Here is a 20,393-nt window from a genome sequence, read left to right as displayed (position 1 = left end):
GTTCTTCCTCTCTTCCTTATAACGCCAACAGCCCTACTAAACAAAGAAGTGCTGTCACAATGGAAAATACTGCTACTACTCTTGTTTCAGACCATCCACCTAATTCAAAATGATGGTGAATCGGTGCCATACGGAAGATTCGCTTTCCTCCGGTCTTTTTAAAATAAGTTACCTGAATCATAACAGATAATAATTCTACCCAATAAATCAACGCTACAATCAAAATAAAAATCGGCATCTGCATCATATAAGCGGTAGCTGCAACAAAACCACCTAATGCAAGAGAACCGGTATCTCCCATAAATACACTTGCCGGATATACATTAAACAGCAAGAATCCAAGCAGCGCTCCCACTACCGCACAGGTAATTGGTTCAATGCCACTATTCGTTCCAATTGCTACTACGGTAAAAAATGTTGCAATCAATACTGTAACACTGGAAGCTAAGCCATCCAGACCATCTGTAAAATTAGCGCCATTCACGGTACCTATAATTGCAAGAAACATAACCGGAACAGCAAACCATCCCAAATCCAGATAGATTCCTTTCTCAAAACCTCCGGTAAACGGTACCAGCATGGTTAAAGAAATGCCGGAATATTTTATCATATAGAAAATAAATATTGCTGTCACTACAATTTGTCCCAGCATCTTCTGCCATGGAAGCAGCCCATCCGACCTTCTTAGTACTACCTTTAAATAATCATCTAAAAATCCAATAATTGCAAATCCCATCGTTACAAAAAGAATTGGAATAATTTTCGGATAATCCTTCATATAAAACAGGGAAGTAACTATAATACCCGCCAGTATCATAAGGCCGCCCATCGTAGGGGTTCCTGCTTTCTTCAAATGTGATTTCAATTCCTCCCTTTCCGTCTGCCCTATTTTCAATCTCCTTAACACCGGAATTACCACCGGTCCTAATACTGCTGTAATTGCAAACGCAATCAACACCGGAAAAATTACTTTCTGTGCCATTTTCTTACACCTCTCGCTTTACGATGCTTTATGCTCACCGTATCTTTCTTTTTTATCTTCATATAACTTTTCAATTATAAAACCTTTCCTTATATTATGCAAGTCTATTCACCCATTTACTCAGAACTATCCGGTTCTTCTTGTACTATCTCTTCCTTTTCAATTCCCAGGTAAGGAAGAATATTAGAATAAATGTCCTTTACTGCAGGTGCTGCTATCATTCCTCCATAATAAATCCCCTGTGGATTATTAACAATGAACAATGTTAATACCTGTGGATCCTCCGCCGGTGCAAAGCCCATAAAAGCAGAAATATAGCGATGTGCACTTCTTGGCAATGTCTGAGAGGTTGCTGTCTTACCGCCAATAGAATATCCTTCTATGTATGCTTTATTTCCTCCGCCTTCCGATACTACTTTTTCTAACAATGTACGCATGGTTTCTGAAGTTTCTTCACTAACAATCTGTTTCTCGGTATCGTATTGAAATGTTTCCACAACATTTCCCTGATTATCCCGGATATCCACACCAAAATGAGGAATTACTCGCTTTCCTCCATTTATAATGGAAGATACTGTGGCCGCAAGCTGTATGGGCGTCACCTGAAAAGACTGTCCAAAAGATATGGTAGCAAGTTCTACGGGTCCTACATTTTCTTTTTTATGCATAATGGTGACTGCCTCTCCCGGCAAATCAATTCCTGTCTTATTTAACAGGCCAAACTGCTCAAAATACTTGTAGAAATTATCCACTCCAAGCCGTAGTCCAACCTCAATAAACACCGGATTGCATGAATTCATAATCCCCTGTGTAAAGGTTTCTGCTCCGTGTCCACCTGCTTTGGCACACCGGATTCTTCGATCCTCTACCATCTTATATCCCGGACAGAAAAAGTTATCATCAACACTGACTACACCTTCTTCCAAAGCTGCTGCTGCCGTAACGACCTTGAATATGGAACCCGGCTCATAGGTATCATTAATACACTGATTACGCCACATCTGGTTCAATTGGTCCTGCGTCTGCCCTCCGGTAAATGGTTCATTTAAATTGAACTCCGGTAAATTTACCATTGCCATAATTTCGCCATTTTTCGGGTTAATAACAATTACGGAAACACTATCTGCCGACTTCTGTTCCATGACCCTCCTTGCAGCCTGTTCACAATACATTTGTATATTGTAATCCAGACTAATGTGAAGATTGTATCCATCTACCGGTTCTTGTCTACGCTCTCCTGCATTTTCGATTTCTACCCCTCTTGCATCTGTCAGTGTTAGTATTTTTCCATTGGTTCCCTTAAGGTAATCTTCATACTTTACTTCTAGTCCAATAATCCCTTGATTGTCTCCTCCTGTAAATCCAAGTACTTTAGACGCTAAAGAATCATATGGGTAATAACGTTTGTAATCTTCATCCACCTTTACTCCCGGAAGCTTATATGCTCGGATACAGTCTCCTGTTTCCTTGTCTACATTAGACTTTACTCGCTCAATAGAACTTACTTTCTCTACTCTTTTTCGTACCTCTCCCTCCTCCATTCCCAATTCTTTAGACAGTACCTGAATAATTTTTTCAGGTTCTTCCATCTGACTATGAATTACTGAAATGGTACAAACAGTACGATTTGTGGCCAGCACCACACCATTGGCATCTAGAATTTTTCCTCTGGCTGCCTTAATGTCTCTTTCTCTTTCATGCAAATCTTCTGCCTTTTGTCCATAATACTGGGAACAAAATATCATCAGATATACCAGACGTCCTACAAGAACACAGAGTAACAGCATAACCACCGTAAATACAATCAATATTTTCTTACGGTTATATGTTTTATTCCGAAACATACATAAAAACCTCATAAAAGCAATTACTATAATCTATTACATCTTTTATGAGGTTATGTACTATTCTAATTAAAAATGTTCTCTGTGTAATCTTCCTGCGCAGATGACTGTTCTTCCGGTGTCATCTGTGCTGCCTGTGCCTGACTCTGGACATTTTCCTGTGCCTGCGGGTCTTCTTCATCCTTATAGATATTCATATAAGGAAAGAGTTCTGTAAAAATGTCTTTCGCCAAATTTGTAGCAAGGCTACTCTGCGCCTGATTTTCTACATTCGGCTCATTGATAACGACATATACCAGCACCTGTGGGTCTTCTACCGGTGCAAATCCTATGAAAGATACCAGATACTTTCCGTTTCTACGCGGATATTTTTCTGCCGTACCTGTCTTTCCACCCATGGAATATCCTTCCACCTTGGCACTTTTTGCTGTACCGGATGAAACAGTATTATATAAATAACCCTTTACGGTATCGCTGGTCTGTTTTGAAATAGTCTGTTTCAATAAAACAGGCTCGATTGTCTGAACGGTATTTCCATTATCATCTACAATTTTTTTCACTAGATGAGGCTGATAGTAATTTCCTCCATTTATAATGGAAGAAAATCCACTGGCAAGCTGTATCATAGTCACATTAAAGTTCTGACCAAAAGAGTATGTAGCAAGATCGGCGCTTCCCATTTCTTCTGCACTCTTTACCAGACTATCGGTTCTCGCCTCTCCCGGCAAGTCAATTCCAGTCTTTAAACCAAAATTAAAAATTTTTTGATATTTACTAAATTCCTCTTTTCCAATGGCATCCGCCATCTGCATTAATGCATCATTGCAAGAATTCATAATAGCTTTCTCAACAGTCTCTACGCCATGTCCACCATGAGAATGTGCGACACACTTAATGGTATGCCCTCCTACTTCCTGATATCCATCGCAAAAATATGTCTCATCTCCGGTCAACTTACCTGTCTCAAGTCCAGTTGCAACAGTAAACGGCTTTGCTGTGGAACCGGGCTCATAGGTATAAGTTGTACAGAAATTCTGCCATATACCATTTAGATTATCTAAAGTCGTCTGTTCATCCATAGCAGCAATCTCTTCCGGTGTATAATATGCAGATAAATCCCATGCATTATTCAAATCATAACCTTTGCTGTCTGCCATAGCAAGAATCTCTCCGTTTTGAGGATTCATAACTATAACTGCTGTATTCTGACTTCCCGGTCCTTCTGTTGCTTCATTGGCATGAGCTGCATTGAAAGCTGCGATTTTCTGTTCTACTATAGTTTGAATATTCATATCAATAGTAGTTACAAGGCTCTGCCCATTTACCGGTTCTTTTATTGTTTTTTCAAAATTATTGTCGGTATTTAAATAACCATACTGTCTTCCATTGATACCATTTAATGTATCATTGTAATAATCTTCTATTCCACCGATTCCCACATTTCCGGATGTGGTAAATCCAAGAACCTTACATGCTAACGAATTATAAGGATACTCTCTTACATATTCTTTTTCAAACCATACACCCTGGATATTCGGATTCACTTTATCTCCCTTATTTTTCCCCTCGGTATAAACTTCATTCTGCATTTGCTCAAAGCCTTGAATTTCTTCATAGGGCAGTTTTTTGCGCAACACAAAGTAACGGCTGTCTGCCTTTTCTGTCAGAGCAACCCTTACTTCTTCTTCTGTCACATCCGGGAAACACTGTACTAATGCACTTATTGTAGGTTCAATATATTTTTCATCTTCATTAATCAACTTACAATCCAATATCACATTATATACATCTACACTAGTTGCCAAAATTGTTCCCTGAGAATCTAAAATATCTCCGCGCTGATATGGAATCGTCTGACTCTCATATCCTTGCTGACTCAGTACTCTTTTTTCGTATTCGTCTCCCTTTGTATATCTAATATAGAAAAGACGTACAACTAATACAATTAGCATTAACACTACCAGCATAAATACTACCAGTAGCTTTTTTTTCATGGCCTTCGTAAACTTCTTCGGCTTTTTCTTTCTTTTCGCCAACTACTACACCCTCTTATTTTTCTGGAATATCTTCATACTGATTCATGTAATCTGATGTGTCAATATGGAAGTATATAATCTGGTCTTTACTTGGGTATACCATACCTAATTCGTTGATTGCCGTATTCTTAATGCTTTCCAAATCAATTGATGTATTAATTCTCTTTAAATTCGCATCATTATCTGTTTTTAAATTTGTCACTTGGCTTTCTAGTACTGCAACTGTTTTCATTCTATTTGCAATATCTGATTGTAATTTAAGATATACTCCACAAACTCCCACCATTGCAGCCATTGCCACTGCCAAAAATACAACATACCCCGGACTCATCTGAAGAGCTCTTTCCTGATTTCTTCTAGCTGCAATCCGTGCTTCTCTCTGTCTTTCTTCCCGTACACGGTCTTTTTCCTGCTTACGCTCTAACTCGCGATGTACCTGTTCACTTCTTCTCTGCGGTACAGCTTCCATCTTCCGTACGGTATTTCCTTCTATGTAATTCACGGTTCTTCTGTTTGATACCTCTTCTTCCTTCATTTTATTCTCACTCCTGACGCATCCCTGCTTATTTTACTCCTGTCATTATGCCTTTTCGAACACTCTTAACTTGGCACTCTTAGACCTGGAATTGTATTCCAGTTCTTCCTCCGTCGATACAATTGGTTTTCTTGTTACAACTTTTCCCAATGGTTTCTTTCCGCATACGCAAATTGGAAAATCACTTGGACAGGTACATGGATTTTCGCTTTTCTTATAAATGCTCTTTACAATTCGATCTTCCAGGGAATGGAATGTTATAATACATATTCGTCCACCCGGATTCAGTAATTCTATCATGTCTTCCAGTGTATTCTGTAAAACCTCCAATTCCTTATTCAGTTCAATACGAATTGCCTGAAACGTACGTTTTGCAGGATGCCCCGCATTCATGCGTATCTTGGCTGGAATTGCTGCTTTAATAATTTCCGTTAATTCTCCAGTTGTTTCAATTGGCTTTTCAGCTCTCGCTGCAACAATATGTTTCGCAATGTTCTTTGCAAATTTATCTTCCCCAAAGTCTCTGATAATCCGATACAGTTCCATTTCACTGTAGGTATTTACCAATTCCTTTGCTGTAAATTCCTGACGTCTATCCATGCGCATATCTAATGGCGCATCTTCCACTCGATAAGTAAATCCGCGTTCCGGATCATCCAATTGATAAGAGGAAACACCTAAATCAAGCACAATTCCATCTACCTTGCAAACACCAACCTCTTCCAATGCTTCCCGCATATCACAATAATTACTTCGAATAATCTGAACTTTATCTTCAAATTCCATTAACCGCCGCGTAGCAGCCTTTATAGCATCCTCATCTTGATCGATACCAATAAACCTTCCTTTGGATGAAAGTCTCTTGCATACCTCATATGCATGTCCGCCCCCGCCAAGGGTTCCATCCACATAAATGCCATCCGGTTTTATATTTAAATTTTCTATGGTTTCTTTTAAAAGTACGGACTTATGTTTGAATTCCATGCATATTCCTTTCTGCAGCATACGGTTAAATTGTAAGTCCCAGACTTGCCATATGTTCTGCGATTTCTTCTACATCATCATATTCGCTGGTCTCCTGCCATCTGTCTTTGCTCCATATTTCGATATGATTTAAGACTCCGGCCAAAACCACTTCCTTTTCCAATCCCGCGAATTCACGCAAAACAGCAGGAAGTAATACTCTTCCCTGCTTGTCCACCTCACAGGATGCTGCTCCTGCGAAGAAAAATCTGGCAAATTTTCTGGCTTCCTTGGAGAACTGTGATACTTCACGGAATTTATCCTCGATGATTTTCCATTCGTCCGCAGGATACACGAATAAGCATCCATCCAGTCCCTTTGTCACAACAAATTCATCTCCCAGTAACTCTCTGAATTTGGACGGTACTATCAGTCTGCCTTTTGTATCGATTGTGTGATTAAATTCTCCCATGAACATTGAAAATCACCTTCTAACCGTACAGGTCGTGATGGTTTTTCCATATTTTCCACATTTCGCTCCACTTATCCACCACTTCTTACCCTTTTCTACCACTTTCCTCCACTTTTTCTTCCATTCTAGACCATAAATAGGAAAAAAGCAATAGAAAATTTAAAAAAGAATCCTGACAAAATCAGGGTTTCCAGCCCATAATTTGCAGGATTTTTCCTCTTTTACACTTCATGTTGTTGTCTATTTTCTTAACACTACAATATATAGTAATCACTATTTTTTCAAAAAAATAGTGCCGGCACACTTAAGATTTTTAATCTTCAGCACACCGGCACCACTTTCTATATTTTATTGTCTCATCTTCAGCTACAATTCCGCAACTGAATTTTATCTTCCTTTAATTGCATGTAATCTGCTATGAGACTATCTAATTGAAGACTAATCTCATAACACTCCGTTCCTTCCACACCATTCTGAACGGCCACATCCAATTCTTCTCGTACACTTTCAATTTCTCTTTTCAGTTCTAGCAAGTGTCTCATAGATATCTCCTTTTCTCCCCGTTTTATTGTATCTTCTTCCCGGAGAAAAATCAAACGAAAAACGTGTTTTTTTTACACAACATTTCGACATAAAACACTTTTTTCTTACTTTATGCGGCGGATAATAACATCTTTCCCTTGATTTCGCCCTTTATCAATAAGATGATTGCCTCTACCACCTGATGACATAACGCCACGATTTGACGGCAATCTTCCTCCACTGTATTCTTTATTTTGACATATCTGTCATGCGCCATCTGAATAAATTCACAAATAGCTTCTGTACTGTTTAGTATTTTGGCGTTTCTACAAATCCAGATACAATTCTTCTTTGCCTCACCACTTTGGATATATTCTCTCAAACTATTTTTAAGTTGTTCTTCATATGCACAATGATCTTTTAAATTTCCCGGATAATGAGCGTTATGCGGAAATGTAAAATAATCAGCAATATAATGTATAATCTCTCCCAAATTGCGATAAAACACTCGCGCATTTATTTGGAAATTCATTTGCCTCTCTACCAGAATTCTCATCTGTTCCTGTATCTTTGGAAAGGTTCCTTCCATCTCATGACGCTCTGTCAAAAACGATGGCTTACAATCCGGCAAAATGCTTCCGAGGTAAAATGCCTTCTTATGCTCTATCATATCCTGTTCTGCAATGCTGTCTACAATGTACTTTGCTAACGATATGTGAGATTTTTTTCTCATTAACTTCCTCCATGGTCTTACGACTTACAAAGCTCACTTCCATATAAAAACAGGAAGTAAAATAGCCAACAACTCATTTCAGCTCCATTCTACTTCCTGCTTTTCTGTTTTACAAGTATTATTTTTTTAATTTTTTGTAAAATTTCGTGGTAATTTTAGTAAAGTTTATTTACATTTACATTCAAAGCTTGCACATTCTGTCTCTGCACAATTGCATGCATTGCTTCCGGCAATGCCGATTTCCTGAGCACTACACTTACACGCTTCATTAAAGACACAATTTTCTGCCTTGCATCCCACTTTAATACTCTCTCTTGGAGAACCTACAGAATTGGTTGCAGAACTCCTGCGTTCCTGAAAGCTCTCGCAACGTGTCTCATTAGATGCTGTTGCACTTTGTCCACCAATCATAATATCTCCCTTGGAGCAAAGCTGGTCGTCATTATCGTTGTACATGCAGTTTTTAACAGAACATTTTAACTGAGTCATTTTAAAATCTCCTTTCCTGAATTATAACATTCTTAGTATGAGAATTTTAAAATGATTTATTCACATTTACCTCGCTTATTATCAACAGCACAACTTCCCACGCCAAACAGTAACCAGAAAATCGGATTTACTGCTACAATACTATCATTTACAAGCCCTGTGACACAAAAAGCAATAAGTCCTGCCCATAATGCTTTCTCAAAAACCATTCCTTCTCCCTTATCATGATTCTTGCTTGCACAATAGCATGTAACCCCACTTTTTATATAACGTAACATCAGTCCTAAAACACATATCAGCGATAGCAGACCTGTATTTACCCCAATTTGCAAATACCAGTTATGGGGTTTATCCACTACAAATTTGTAACTTCCATGCGTATTCAAAAGACCTACAACCTCATTTTGATTAAACGCATAGGCAAAATTTCCCGGACCTTTTCCGATTAAAATACATTCTTTTAAAACAGGAAGCGTATTTATCCACATATATCCCCTTCCTGTAGCTATCGGATATAGACTTTTCAAAAACTCACTTTTGATTTCTGACTGTGGTATTCTTACCAATGGAGCTCCATTTTGCCCCACCAAAGCAAATCCTTCTTCTGTCAGATAAAAATCTACTGTATCTTCGTATCCCAAATCCATCGACAGATATCGTCCATTGTAAGTAAACTCCACTGCCTCATAACCTTCTGTCAGCAAATGTAATGTTCCATCCGCATCTATCGTAGTTGGAATTTCACTTCCATCCTCATCTGTAAACTTTAATGTTTCCAGCACAAAATCTTCCGAAGCGTCCCTTTCCACATTGAACGAATACTCCTCAGCTGAAATCTCCAATGTTCCTCCCTCTATCTGCATATTTGTTACCATAAAACGTTGTTTTTTCTGTTCTTGATTACTCTGATTGGTCACCACCGAAAACAGTCGCTCCGTCATTTTCCCTTCGGTTACTATATTAGTCAGAAGAAAAACGATTCCAAAAATGCCTAGCATATAGCCAATATTTGTAAAAAGTCGCTTTTTATCTGCACGCAAGCCCAAAGTTAAAACAAGCATTCCTACTATCGCTGCAATAAACGGACCTGTAGTTCCTGTTCCAAGCAGAGTAAAACCTAATCCTGCTGTCAAAAGCATATACAATATCTTCTTCCACCTTATTTCTACTTCATAAGCCAATCCAAAGCTAATTGGAAGCAACATTGCACATAAGCCCCCTAAATATCCCGGATTATAAAAGGACAGTGTTATTTTACCCAAAAATTCCTTATTCGATAATGAGGCTGCCATCTCTCTATATTCTGCCGGAGCAATCAAATACTTCATAAAACTCATTTCATAAATAGGACCACAAATGAATTCCACTAATGCCAGTACACAGATAACCGACATCAAAACCACCATTCCACGTTTTAAAATTTTGCGGTGATATTCACTCTGAAAATAATTATACCCGGCAAAAAACAATACAAGATAGCCTAAAAGTGCCACTATGCCTTCATACTCTGTACAACTGCCCCAAATTGCTGTTGCTTTATCTGTTGAAAACAAGGCAGACACCAGAATACAAACTGTATATATCCCCAGTAGAATCAAAGTTATTCTTGCTGTTTTTCTTTTCAGAGGAATATTTTTTACAGGATGTTCCGGATAAATATGCTCTCCTATAAAAAACAGCACCAGCCATATTGCAAATATCAGCAATAGTTTTTCTTTATGATATAAGAAGAAATCTGCTGTGTAGCCTTCTGTATTTGAGAAATATTTCTGTGCCATTTCTGAAAGATGTTCTACATGGCTATAAACACAAAATGGAAATATACATAAAAAAACAGCAATTGTGTGTACCAGAAAGTTTTTGTATTTTACGTTTTCATCTTCGATAAATTTTGTCTTTTTCCTATATTTTGGCTTCATAAGTTTTACTCTGCTCCGTTTTATCTATTGTCATACATAGTTCTCTTTCATTTTAAATCATCTATAAAAGAAAAGGAAGAAAAAATGACAAAATTTTCAAATTGTAATCTTTTCTTCCTTTTATATTTATTTATTCAATTCCATACATTTTAACTTCAGATTAGTTTACCGGAAAGCTTCCCAGATAATGTCCATCTGTTTCATCCATGAGATAATACCACTGACCATCTGTAATAAGTCCACGTGCTACCATTCCGTTCCAATGATAGAATACTACTCTTCCCCATGGGTCATAGGAGAATCCTCCTGTAACTAATGTTCCATCCCAATTAGCATATCCATAATCCATGCCGTTTGCAAACCGGAACCATCCTTCATTCTCCAGTTTACCATTTGCATTCAGGTAATAGGTCTTATCGCCTACAAATGTAATCTGATCTTTATAGAGATATCCCTGTGAATCAAAATAGCAGGTATAACCTACACTCGGACAATATTGGAAGGAATTGAATACCTCATGTCCATTGGAATCCAGATAAATGATGTGTTTTCCGTCCGGATGATAAGTAAGGGTATCTTTCATAGGTGTTCCATCAGCCTGTAAGTAATAAGTACTGCTTCCATCAAAGAAAAATATATCTGTTGCTACTGTTCCGTCCGTCTTCGTGTAATGAGTTCCATCCCAAGTACCACCATTTTCCGAAAGACTATAATACGGTACGGTACGACCTGCGTCAACGTTATTTCCATCCCAGGTCAGCCATTGAACTCTTGGATATTTTGCCTTTAACGCATCCCAGCCTGAAGTACCTTCTACATAGTAAATTTTTTTCTGGGCAATTGTCTGCAATTCTTCTGTGAAATATTGTTTACGTTCTCCTTCTGCCATACTTTCATAATATGTTTTGAAATCATCATCATCATAATAATCGTTATAGAATATACCATCTATATTTTCTACGGCATCCCCGGAAAAATATATTGAAGTAGCATTTGCAGTAGCACATCCGCCTTCTTCAATCTTTTTTACGCTTGCAGGAATCACTACTTCTGACAAATATGCACAATGAGACATTGCCTCATATCCTATTGTTTCTACCCCATCCGGAACTACATATTTTCCGCTCTTTTCCTTCGGTACAATCCATAAGGTCTTCTTATCTTTACTCAACAAGCTGTCATCCACAGATGTGTAAAGTGTATTTCCCTCTGATACATCTATTTTTTCCAGATTCTCACAGGAGATGAGCGGACCAGCTAATCCGCCTAAAGCTGTCTGAAGTGTACTTGGAATTGAAACATATGTTACACTGCTAGGAAAATGCATCCATGAAGCAAAATCTTTTACTCCTTCCGGAATTACAAGATTATTTCCAACCTTTGTTGAATCAATTAAAACCAATATATTATTTATGATTGCCATTCCATTGGCATTCATCAATGATGTACAGCCTTTAAATGCACCATCATAAATTTTAGTAACTCCAGGTGCTGTTACCCTCTCTAAGCCAGTACAGTATGCAAAATTACTATTCGGAATACTTGTTATTCCACTCGGAATAGTTATCTCTTTCAAACTCGTGCACTTACTAAAATAAGGCAATTCTGTCAGTGAATTTGGTAAAGATGCTTCTGTCAATTTGGGCATTTCCGTAAACAATGAATAAACAGTTGCCGATGTAATTCCTTCTGAAATAACAAGTTTTGTAACATCTGCTTTATAACTATTCCATGCGCAACTATTTACTACCCCACTTCCGCTGATTGTCAATACTCCATCCTCATAAGTCCAGGTTGCATTTTCTCCACAGGTTCCACTGTCCGTTACTGTTCCTTTCTGGTCTTCTAAGATTTCTCCTGACACCACATCTTCCTGTTCTTCTGCAGCCTGAACCGACAGATTGCTGTTGCTACCAACCAGCAATGTTACCGCTAATACGGTTGCTAATGCTTGTTTGACATACTTCATCTTCATTTTCTTCTCCTCCTATGTTTTTTCTTTAAAACCAGTTTTATGAGAATTACTTCACATCCAAATTTTAACACACATAAAATCTGAAAACAATATGTAACAGTGAATATTCTTCAACACTCTTCAATGCTACATATATTTTTCATACTTTTTACATTCTATATAGAAAAAGAACAGTAGAATGTTGAATCTCTTACTTACTCATTCATTCTCTGTTCCTTTTCTCTTTTATATAGTTTACAAATTCCGTCTATTCCTACTCTTAAGTTAGTTTACCGGAAAGTTTCCCAGATAATGACCATCTGTTGTATCCATGCTATAATACCACACACCATCTGTAATAAGTCCGCGAGCTACCATTCCATTCCAGTGATAAAATACCACTCTTCCCCACGGGTCATAGGAGAATCCACCGGTATTCAGAGTTCCATCCCAATTTGCGCATCCGTAATCCCGACCATTTGCAAATTGGAACCATCCTTCATTTTCCATCTTTCCATTTGCATTCAGATAATACACTTTATCTCCCACAAATGTAATTTGGTCTTTATAAATATATCCCTGAGAGTCAAAATAGCAGGTATATCCTACACTTGGACAATACTGGAAATTATTAAATACTTCGTGTCCATTTGAATCCAGATAAATAATGTGTTCTCCATCCGGATGGTAAGTCAGACGATCACACATTGGAGTGCCATCTGCCTGCATAAAATATGTGTATGAACCATCGAACACAAACTGGTTTGTAATCATGTTGAAATTTTCGTCATAACAACGCATTTTTCCATCCGGGTGACGGTAAAAGCTCAAATTACCGTACTGTGTAATGAATGTTCCTATATTTACCCCAACTTGTATCGTAGCTTTATAGGCACCATTTTTTGTTTTTGCCGTAATCGTAGTGCCACCCGTCTTTATTGCTTTTATCACTCCATTTTCTACTGTTGCAACCGAGTTATTACTACTGGACCAAATAATATTTTGATCATTATTTACTATAGTACACCATGAATTTCCCGGATTTATAATATAAAAGTTAGCTTGTACTGAACTATTCAAATCTAAATCTGTTTTTGGCACGCTGATTCCCACCGAATAGGTATAGGATTCCGGTGTCCCCCAGATAATTCCTGATGTTGTGGGCGCTTCCTCAAAAGTTTCTGCCGCTATATTAATGGTTTCCGTTGTATATGTATCTGAAGGCTTAGAACAACTATTACTATCAGCTCCTGTTCCAAAACACTGAACCCAATAATAGGTACCATTAATATTGATACAGCCAATACCAATTGTTGTATAACTGGAATTCAATATATTAGCTTTATGTCCACTTGAATTCATCCAGCTGGTCATAACACTTGAAGCAGTTGAATCTCCTGCTGCTATATTTTCACCGGACATCAGACTATTAATATCAAAGCATAATGAGCTATCCGGTCTGGTATGTGAAAACAGAACAGATGTTTCAGCCGCACGCTGCATAGCTGATTCCATCAAAGAAGAATTCATAACCAATGGTACAACACCATTTTCGCTTCTTCTCTGATTTACAATATCCAATACTTCATAAGCATAGTTATAATTTCTTGTACCGGACACAGATACCTTTTCCATGCTTCGATAGCCGTTATGCCCATACTTTGTCAGCGTGGTACCTGTTTGAACCACTTCTGTTATATCCGGGAACCCATAGGAATAAACTATCTTTATCGTGGACGGTAGGGTAATCTTTTTCAAATTTGTACATCCACCAAAAGCCAAACGATTAATTGTTGTCAATCCTTCGTTCAAGGAAACCGTTGTCAAAAAATAATCATTCAAAAAAGCCTGATACGGAATACTAGTTAATGCCACTGATGTAAAATTTTTCAAATTGTAACATTCACCAAAGCAGCCATTTCCTATACTTTTTATATTTGCAGGAAGACTAACACTCTGTAACGCACTACAATACCCAAAACTTCTTGCATACAAAGATTCCAAACTTCCACCAAAATCAATGGTTGTTAATGCCGTACACTTTTCAAACATCTCATATGAGGTCTCTTTCAACCCACTTCCAAACCTTACACTTCCCAAATTCTGACATCCATAAAAAGTAAAATAACCAGCTTCCGTCACACTATCCGGAATCGCAATAGATGATAAATTGGCACAGGCCTGAAATGCTGATTCTCCGAGACTTGTAACAGAATTTCCAATTGTAATCTGTGTTAAATACTTATTATTAATAAATGCAGAGTCTCCTATCTTTTTTACCGTATTCGGAACTATATAAGAAGTATTAGGATTTGCTGAAGGATATGCATACAGTGTAGCTCCTCCATCCGCAAATAGTACACCATTGGATGCAAAATACACTGTATTTCCTGTTTCTACTTCAAACGACGTTACACTTGCATTATAAAACGCCAGCGAGTTAATGTTATTGACATACCTACCTACTGTAAACGTAGAAAAGTTGCATCCTTGGAATGCATAATCTCCATAAACAGTTACTCCCGGTGCACTAATTGTACTAAGGCTTGTGCAATTAGCAAACATTGCATATGGAATTGATGTAACTCCTGCCGGCAACGTTACATTATTTAATCTACTACATTCTGCAAATACTATACTACCACATGAAGTTAATGATGATGGCAGAGATACAGTTGTCACGCTATCTAATCCATAAAACGCACATGAACCTATGTAAGTAATTCCCTCTGCAACTACAATTGAAGTAATGTTGGATTTCTGACTATACCATGCTGGAAAAGCACTAGACGAATAATCATACATTGCTCCCGTTCCACTGATGGTAAGTATGCCATTGTTCAGAGTCCATACCGCGTTATCACCACAAGAATTGCTTGAAGAAACCGCTCCCTTTTCTGACCCATTAAAACCTTCTTCTGCAGTATCTACCGATACTTCTTCTTGATAACCTGATGGCATTTTTATTTCTTCATTATCCTTCAAAACATTTTCTTCTATTTCTGAAAAATTTTCTGCTGGCTGTTCCCCTATCACACTTTCTTCTGTCTCTCCAGACATTTCTTCTGCCTGAACAGTACTTACTGATGACATAAGCCCCAACAAAAAACATAATACAAATACAGTCGATTTTTTTATTACTTTTCTTTCTTTCATCATTTTCCCTTCTTCCTATATTTTTCCTTACTTAACTGCGCCACATTCAGAACATTTATAATATAATGTTATTACTTCATCCTTTGCTTCTTTATACACTACTGGTACAATATTTTGAATCCATTCCTCAGTATACATTGCAGGTACCCATTTCATTCCATCTTGAACCTCCACATCCCCCCATTGAACTAATCCATCATTTCGGTCCCAATGATATTGAAAATGCTGCTGATATGTTTCATCTTGAGATGGTTCTTTATCTCTCGGTAATTCTACAATTATCCCATCTCTAAAATAGCAAGTCTTACAAATCCATTTAACTACCATATTAGGTTCTTCATGAGCTTCCTTAATTAATACCGTTTCACGATGCCCCTGATCTGTCCAGCATTTTTGTTCCGGATGACGTACTGTCAAATTTACAGCTTCCCAATGATGTTCATGCGCTTTTACTTCAGTATTTGCCGGGAACACTCCTATCAAATGCCCGTCTGTCATATCCATATTGTAATAAGTAGTTCCGTCTGTGATAAGTCCTCTTGCCACCATTCCATTCCAATGACAATACACAATTCTTCCCCATGGGTCATAATAAAATCCACTAGTATTCAAAGTACCATCCCCGTTGGCATATCCATAGTCCCTTCCATTGGCAAACTGAAACCACCCACTCTGTTCCATCGGATTGTACATAATATGTATGCATTCCATCGAAAACAAACGCATCTTTTACTAAGGTTCCATCCGTAAGTCTATATCTAAATCTGTCCCAGTCTCCCCCAACTTCCGCAACATTATAATGTGGAACACATCGACCACTTTCCGCAGCATGTAATGAAAGAACACCTCCTGAAGATATCAAGAATATACCTAACGCAAAAGCCAATATTTTTCTTTTCATAACGCTTTCTCTTATCGTATCTGAACCTTCTTCTAATTCACCGGAAAACTTCCCAGATAATGTCCATCTGTTTCATCCATGAGATAATACCACTGACCATCTGTGATAAGTCCTCGTGCTACCATTCCGTTCCAATGATAAAACACCACTCTTCCCCATGGATCATAGGAAAATCCACCGGTATTCAGCGTTCCATCCCAATTAGCATATCCATAATCCATACCGTTTCCAAACTGAAACCATCCTTCATTCTCCAGTTTTCCATTCAGATTCAAATAATAGGTCTTGTCTCCAACAAAGGTAATCTGGTCTTTATAAATATATCCGTTGGAGTCAAAGTAGCAGGTATATCCTACGCTCGGGCAATACTGGAAATCGTTAAATACCTCATGTCCATTGGTATCCAGATAAATAATATGTTCTCCATCCGGATGATAAGTAAGTCTGTCTCTCATAGGCGTTCCATCTGCCTGCATAAAATATGTATAAGAGCCATCAAAAACAAACTCATTGGTTATCATATCTCCATTACTGTCATAAAAACGCAATTCGTCTGTATTATTTAATAAGGTATAATTTATGTTATGTTCCTTGGCATATACTTCTGCTGTAGAACCGAGACAACAATAGACTGTAAGTTCTTCTGGTATAGACTTTCCAAATACCTGTATTCCCATACTCGTTACACTGCTTGGAATTACCACACTTTTCAGATTATTACATACGGAAAAAGCCATATCCCCTATACTTGTTACACCGCTTGGTATTTCCACTACTCTTAATTCCGGACAACCACTAAAAGCCGCATCACCTATCTTGATTACACCTTTTGGAATTTTTACTTCTTTTAATACCTCTGAACCATTAAAAGCACAATCTGCTATAGTTGTTACACTTGGCAATATAACTGCTTCCGTCTCATCTGCTGGATATCTCAATAATTCTGTCAAATCTTTATTATACAGGGCCCCATTCACAGATGTATAGTGTGTATTTTCCGGTGCAACTATAATATCTGTCAGATTTCTACATAGTCCGAATGCTCCCGGTTCAATACTTGCTACATTTTGTGGAATTGTGATACTTGTTATGCTACAACTAGCAAATGCAGCTTCTTGTATTTCAGTTACACTATTCGGAATTACAATACTTGTTAAATTACTACAATCTGAAAACGCCCCATACCCAATACTCTTGATTCCTTCCGAGAAGGTAATACTTGTTAAATTTTTACATCTCCAAAATGCAGAATCACCAATACTTGTTACACTCCCCGGTATTGTGACACTTGTCAAACTTCCACACTGCCAAAATGCAGCATCACCAATATTTGTTACACTTTCTGGTATTGTAACGCTTGTTAAACTTCCATTATAAAATGCCCATTTTCCAATACCTGTTACTCCATTTTCAATAACAATCTTTTTAATATTACTATTAGTAGAAAATGGCGATGGATTCAGAAGAAATTCATAATCATACATATCTCCACTTCCAGAAATAGTAAGTGTTCCATCTGCGGTCAATGTGTAACTAACATTTTCTCCACACATACCGTTTTCTATTTCCGTTGCTCCACGCTCTGTTGTTTCAACTGTCTCTGTACCTTCCTCAACAGTGTTCTCCTGTGCCGTTTCTTCTGCTTTTGCCTGCATAACCGGTGTTATGCTAGCTGTCAAAGATGCTACTGCTAACATTGCTAATATCTTTCGTTTCATAAGCCCTTTTCCTCCTTTGAATCAAACCGATTTCCATTTTACTTTATTATATTCCTCTATCCTCGCCCTTTCAATATATTTTTTCTTCTTTCCTATACCCTTCCTAAACCCTTCTCTCTGTAAAAATCCGCCATACAAAGTACTATTTTCCTTTGTATAGCGGATTCTCTAAAACCAACTTACCAATATAATTTATTTCTTCTGTTCTTCCACAACTTCTTCCTTACGGATTTCCTTAGTGCGGATTTCCTTGCAAATCTGTTCAATAAAAGTATCTAATGGTTTTACACCTTCATCACCGGCAAAACGGCTTCTTACAGATACAGTCTTATCTGCTTCTTCCTGCTGACCTACTACCAACATGTATGGAATTTTGTCCAGTCTTGCTTCACGAATCTTATATCCGATTTTTTCGGAACGATTGTCAACACTGCAAAGAATCTTATTTTTCTTTAATTCTTTTTCCACTTCTGCTGCATATGCTTCGTACTTATCAGAAATCGGCAATACTCTTACCTGTTCCGGACAAAGCCATGTTGGGAACTTTCCGGCATATTTTTCAATTAACCATGCAAGCGTTCTCTCGTAGCATCCAATAGATGTTCTGTGAATAATATATGGACGAATCTTCTCTCCATTCTGGTCAATGTAGTACATATCAAACTGTTCTGCCAACAATGCGTCCCACTGAATGGTAATCATAGTGTCTTCTTTTCCATATACATTCTTAGCATTGATATCTACCTTAGGACCATAGAATGCAGCTTCTCCTACATCCTCCGTAAACTTGATTCCAAGTTCATTCATAATATCACGCATATGCTGCTGTGTTTCTTCCCAAACTTCCGCAGTACCAATATATTTTTCGCGATTGTCCGGATCCCACTTAGACAAATGATAAGTTACATCCTCTTCTAAGCCCAGTGTAGTAAGGCAGTGTTTTGCTAATGCAAGACATCCCTTGAATTCTTCTACCATTTGATCCGGTCTTACAATCAAATGACCTTCGGAAATGGTAAACTGACGTACACGAGTAAGTCCATGCATTTCACCGGAATCTTCTGAACGGAACAAAGTAGATGTTTCGCCGTAACGTAATGGCAAATCACGATAAGAATGCTGTTCTGCTTTGTATACATAATACTGGAACGGACAAGTCATTGGACGAAGTGCAAATACTTCCTTGTCTTTTTCCTCATCTCCCAATACAAACATACCGTCTTTGTAATGATCCCAGTGACCGGAAATTTTGTACAAATCAGATTTTGCCATCAATGGTGTCTTGGTACGGATATAGCCCCACTCATTGTCTTCTAAGTCTTCAATCCATCTCTGTAATGTCTGAACAATCTTTTGTCCCTTTGGCATAAGAAGTGGGAGTCCCTGTCCAATTACATCAACGGTAGTAAATAACTTCATTTCTCTTCCCAACTTATTGTGATCACGCTTCTTAATATCCTCTAAATGCTCTAAATATGCATTTAATTCATCTTTTGTTGCAAATGCAGTTCCGTAGATTCTCTGAAGCTGTGCTTTGTTGGAATCTCCTCTCCAATATGCCATAGAAGAAGAAATCAGCTTAAATGCTTTGATTGGCTTGGTGCTCATAAGATGAGGTCCTGCACACAAATCAGTAAACCCTTCGCCCTGCTTATAGAAGGAGATCTCTGCATCTTCCGGAAGGTCTTCGATTAATTCTACCTTATATGGTTCTTCTTTATCCTTCATGAACTGAATTGCTTCTGCTCTTGGCAGAGTAAACTTCTCTAATTTATTTCCTTCTTTGATAATCTTTTTCATTTCTTTTTCCAGATTGTCTAAATCTTCTCTGGAAAATGGTTCCGCTTCAAAATCATAGTAGAATCCTTCGTCAATAGATGGTCCAATTGCTAATTTTGCGTTTGGAAACAGACGTTTTACTGCTTCTGCCAACACATGAGAACAGGTATGACGTACGGTACGAATACCCTCTGCGTCCTTCTGTGTTAAAATATTTAATTCGCAATCTTTCTCCAAAACAGTTCTTAAATCCACAACCTCACCGTTTACTTCTCCGGCACAGGCTGCTCTTGCTAATCCTTCACTGATATCCAATGCGATATCATATACACTTTTTGCTTCGCTGTACTCCTTTATGGAGCCATCTTTTAATGTGATTTTCATGTTCTT

15 protein-coding genes are annotated in these 20,393 nt (G+C 37.9%); all 15 read right to left on the bottom strand.

Annotated features, from left to right (window positions below; all coding sequences use genetic code 11):
* Window positions 1–16 precede the first annotated feature (16 nt).
* The 15 genes from mraY to thrS all read right to left on the bottom strand — a co-directional run bounded on the left by mraY (window position 17) and on the right by thrS (window position 20,387).
* Window positions 17–982 carry a phospho-N-acetylmuramoyl-pentapeptide-transferase gene (gene mraY / locus BIV20_RS05400; RefSeq protein WP_075718814.1) on the bottom strand — a complete coding sequence of 322 codons (966 nt, stop codon included), beginning with the start codon at window positions 980–982 and terminating at the stop codon, window positions 17–19.
* A gap of 116 nt (window positions 983–1,098) precedes the next feature.
* Window positions 1,099–2,826, bottom strand: a complete 1,728-nt coding sequence (locus BIV20_RS05395) for a peptidoglycan D,D-transpeptidase FtsI family protein (RefSeq protein WP_075718812.1) — start codon at window positions 2,824–2,826, stop codon at window positions 1,099–1,101.
* A 65-nt stretch (window positions 2,827–2,891) separates the two neighbouring features.
* A complete protein-coding gene (locus BIV20_RS05390) occupies window positions 2,892–4,862 on the bottom strand; it encodes a peptidoglycan D,D-transpeptidase FtsI family protein (RefSeq protein ID WP_075718810.1) in 1,971 nt (656 codons plus the stop codon).
* 13 nt (window positions 4,863–4,875) lie between these two features.
* Window positions 4,876–5,397, bottom strand: a complete 522-nt coding sequence (locus tag BIV20_RS05385; protein ID WP_075718808.1) for a hypothetical protein — start codon at window positions 5,395–5,397, stop codon at window positions 4,876–4,878.
* Window positions 5,398–5,442: 45 nt separating this feature from the next.
* A complete protein-coding gene (gene rsmH / locus BIV20_RS05380; RefSeq protein ID WP_075718806.1) occupies window positions 5,443–6,381 on the bottom strand; it encodes a 16S rRNA (cytosine(1402)-N(4))-methyltransferase RsmH in 939 nt (312 codons plus the stop codon).
* 25 nt (window positions 6,382–6,406) lie between these two features.
* A complete protein-coding gene (mraZ, locus tag BIV20_RS05375) occupies window positions 6,407–6,838 on the bottom strand; it encodes a division/cell wall cluster transcriptional repressor MraZ (RefSeq protein ID WP_075718804.1) in 432 nt (143 codons plus the stop codon).
* Window positions 6,839–7,194: 356 nt separating this feature from the next.
* Window positions 7,195–7,374: a Spo0E family sporulation regulatory protein-aspartic acid phosphatase gene (locus tag BIV20_RS05370; RefSeq protein WP_075718802.1), complete on the bottom strand. Its 180-nt coding sequence runs from the start codon at window positions 7,372–7,374 to the stop codon at window positions 7,195–7,197.
* 110 nt (window positions 7,375–7,484) lie between these two features.
* Window positions 7,485–8,087: a zinc dependent phospholipase C family protein gene (locus tag BIV20_RS05365; protein ID WP_075718800.1), complete on the bottom strand. Its 603-nt coding sequence runs from the start codon at window positions 8,085–8,087 to the stop codon at window positions 7,485–7,487.
* A 165-nt stretch (window positions 8,088–8,252) separates the two neighbouring features.
* On the bottom strand, window positions 8,253–8,576 hold the full coding sequence (locus BIV20_RS05360; RefSeq protein WP_075718798.1) for a DUF1540 domain-containing protein: 324 nt from the start codon (window positions 8,574–8,576) through the stop codon (window positions 8,253–8,255).
* Window positions 8,577–8,632: 56 nt separating this feature from the next.
* On the bottom strand, window positions 8,633–10,495 hold the full coding sequence (locus BIV20_RS05355; protein WP_075718796.1) for an O-antigen ligase family protein: 1,863 nt from the start codon (window positions 10,493–10,495) through the stop codon (window positions 8,633–8,635).
* 160 nt (window positions 10,496–10,655) lie between these two features.
* On the bottom strand, window positions 10,656–12,470 hold the full coding sequence (locus BIV20_RS05350; protein WP_075718794.1) for a leucine-rich repeat domain-containing protein: 1,815 nt from the start codon (window positions 12,468–12,470) through the stop codon (window positions 10,656–10,658).
* Window positions 12,471–12,734: 264 nt separating this feature from the next.
* Window positions 12,735–15,608 (bottom strand): leucine-rich repeat protein, encoded by a 2,874-nt coding sequence (locus BIV20_RS05345; RefSeq protein ID WP_075718792.1) that lies wholly within the window; start codon window positions 15,606–15,608, stop codon window positions 12,735–12,737.
* Between the two features lie 24 nt (window positions 15,609–15,632).
* Window positions 15,633–16,316 carry a hypothetical protein gene (locus BIV20_RS05340; RefSeq protein ID WP_143524503.1) on the bottom strand — a complete coding sequence of 228 codons (684 nt, stop codon included), beginning with the start codon at window positions 16,314–16,316 and terminating at the stop codon, window positions 15,633–15,635.
* A gap of 222 nt (window positions 16,317–16,538) precedes the next feature.
* Complete coding sequence (locus BIV20_RS05335) at window positions 16,539–18,224, bottom strand: leucine-rich repeat domain-containing protein (RefSeq protein WP_075718788.1); 1,686 nt, start codon at window positions 18,222–18,224, stop codon at window positions 16,539–16,541.
* Between the two features lie 192 nt (window positions 18,225–18,416).
* Complete coding sequence (gene thrS, locus BIV20_RS05330; protein WP_075718786.1) at window positions 18,417–20,387, bottom strand: threonine--tRNA ligase; 1,971 nt, start codon at window positions 20,385–20,387, stop codon at window positions 18,417–18,419.
* Window positions 20,388–20,393 lie beyond the last annotated feature (6 nt).

The organism is Roseburia sp. 499 (assembly GCF_001940225.2).
GTDB lineage: Bacteria > Bacillota > Clostridia > Lachnospirales > Lachnospiraceae > Petralouisia.
Note: the sequence above shows the minus strand (reverse complement) of the source record. Positions and strands in the feature narration are given on the sequence as shown.

Excerpts from the sequence above, each read along its gene's own strand:
- BIV20_RS05335 (WP_075718788.1), bottom strand. The coding sequence starts at position 18,224 with ATGAAACGAAAGATATTAGCAATGTTAGCAGTAGCATCTTTGACAGCT.
- BIV20_RS05350 (WP_075718794.1), bottom strand. The coding sequence starts at position 12,470 with ATGAAGATGAAGTATGTCAAACAAGCATTAGCAACCGTATTAGCGGTA.
- BIV20_RS05365 (WP_075718800.1), bottom strand. The coding sequence starts at position 8,087 with ATGAGAAAAAAATCTCACATATCGTTAGCAAAGTACATTGTAGACAGC.
- BIV20_RS05395 (WP_075718812.1), bottom strand. The coding sequence starts at position 2,826 with ATGTTTCGGAATAAAACATATAACCGTAAGAAAATATTGATTGTATTT.
- mraZ (WP_075718804.1), bottom strand. The coding sequence starts at position 6,838 with ATGTTCATGGGAGAATTTAATCACACAATCGATACAAAAGGCAGACTG.
- BIV20_RS05370 (WP_075718802.1), bottom strand. The coding sequence starts at position 7,374 with ATGAGACACTTGCTAGAACTGAAAAGAGAAATTGAAAGTGTACGAGAA.
- thrS (WP_075718786.1), bottom strand. The coding sequence starts at position 20,387 with ATGAAAATCACATTAAAAGATGGCTCCATAAAGGAGTACAGCGAAGCA.
- mraY (WP_075718814.1), bottom strand. The coding sequence starts at position 982 with ATGGCACAGAAAGTAATTTTTCCGGTGTTGATTGCGTTTGCAATTACA.
- BIV20_RS05355 (WP_075718796.1), bottom strand. The coding sequence starts at position 10,495 with ATGAAGCCAAAATATAGGAAAAAGACAAAATTTATCGAAGATGAAAAC.
- BIV20_RS05385 (WP_075718808.1), bottom strand. The coding sequence starts at position 5,397 with ATGAAGGAAGAAGAGGTATCAAACAGAAGAACCGTGAATTACATAGAA.
- BIV20_RS05360 (WP_075718798.1), bottom strand. The coding sequence starts at position 8,576 with ATGACTCAGTTAAAATGTTCTGTTAAAAACTGCATGTACAACGATAAT.
- BIV20_RS05340 (WP_143524503.1), bottom strand. The coding sequence starts at position 16,316 with ATGGAATGCATACATATTATGTACAATCCGATGGAACAGAGTGGGTGG.
- rsmH (WP_075718806.1), bottom strand. The coding sequence starts at position 6,381 with ATGGAATTCAAACATAAGTCCGTACTTTTAAAAGAAACCATAGAAAAT.
- BIV20_RS05345 (WP_075718792.1), bottom strand. The coding sequence starts at position 15,608 with ATGATGAAAGAAAGAAAAGTAATAAAAAAATCGACTGTATTTGTATTA.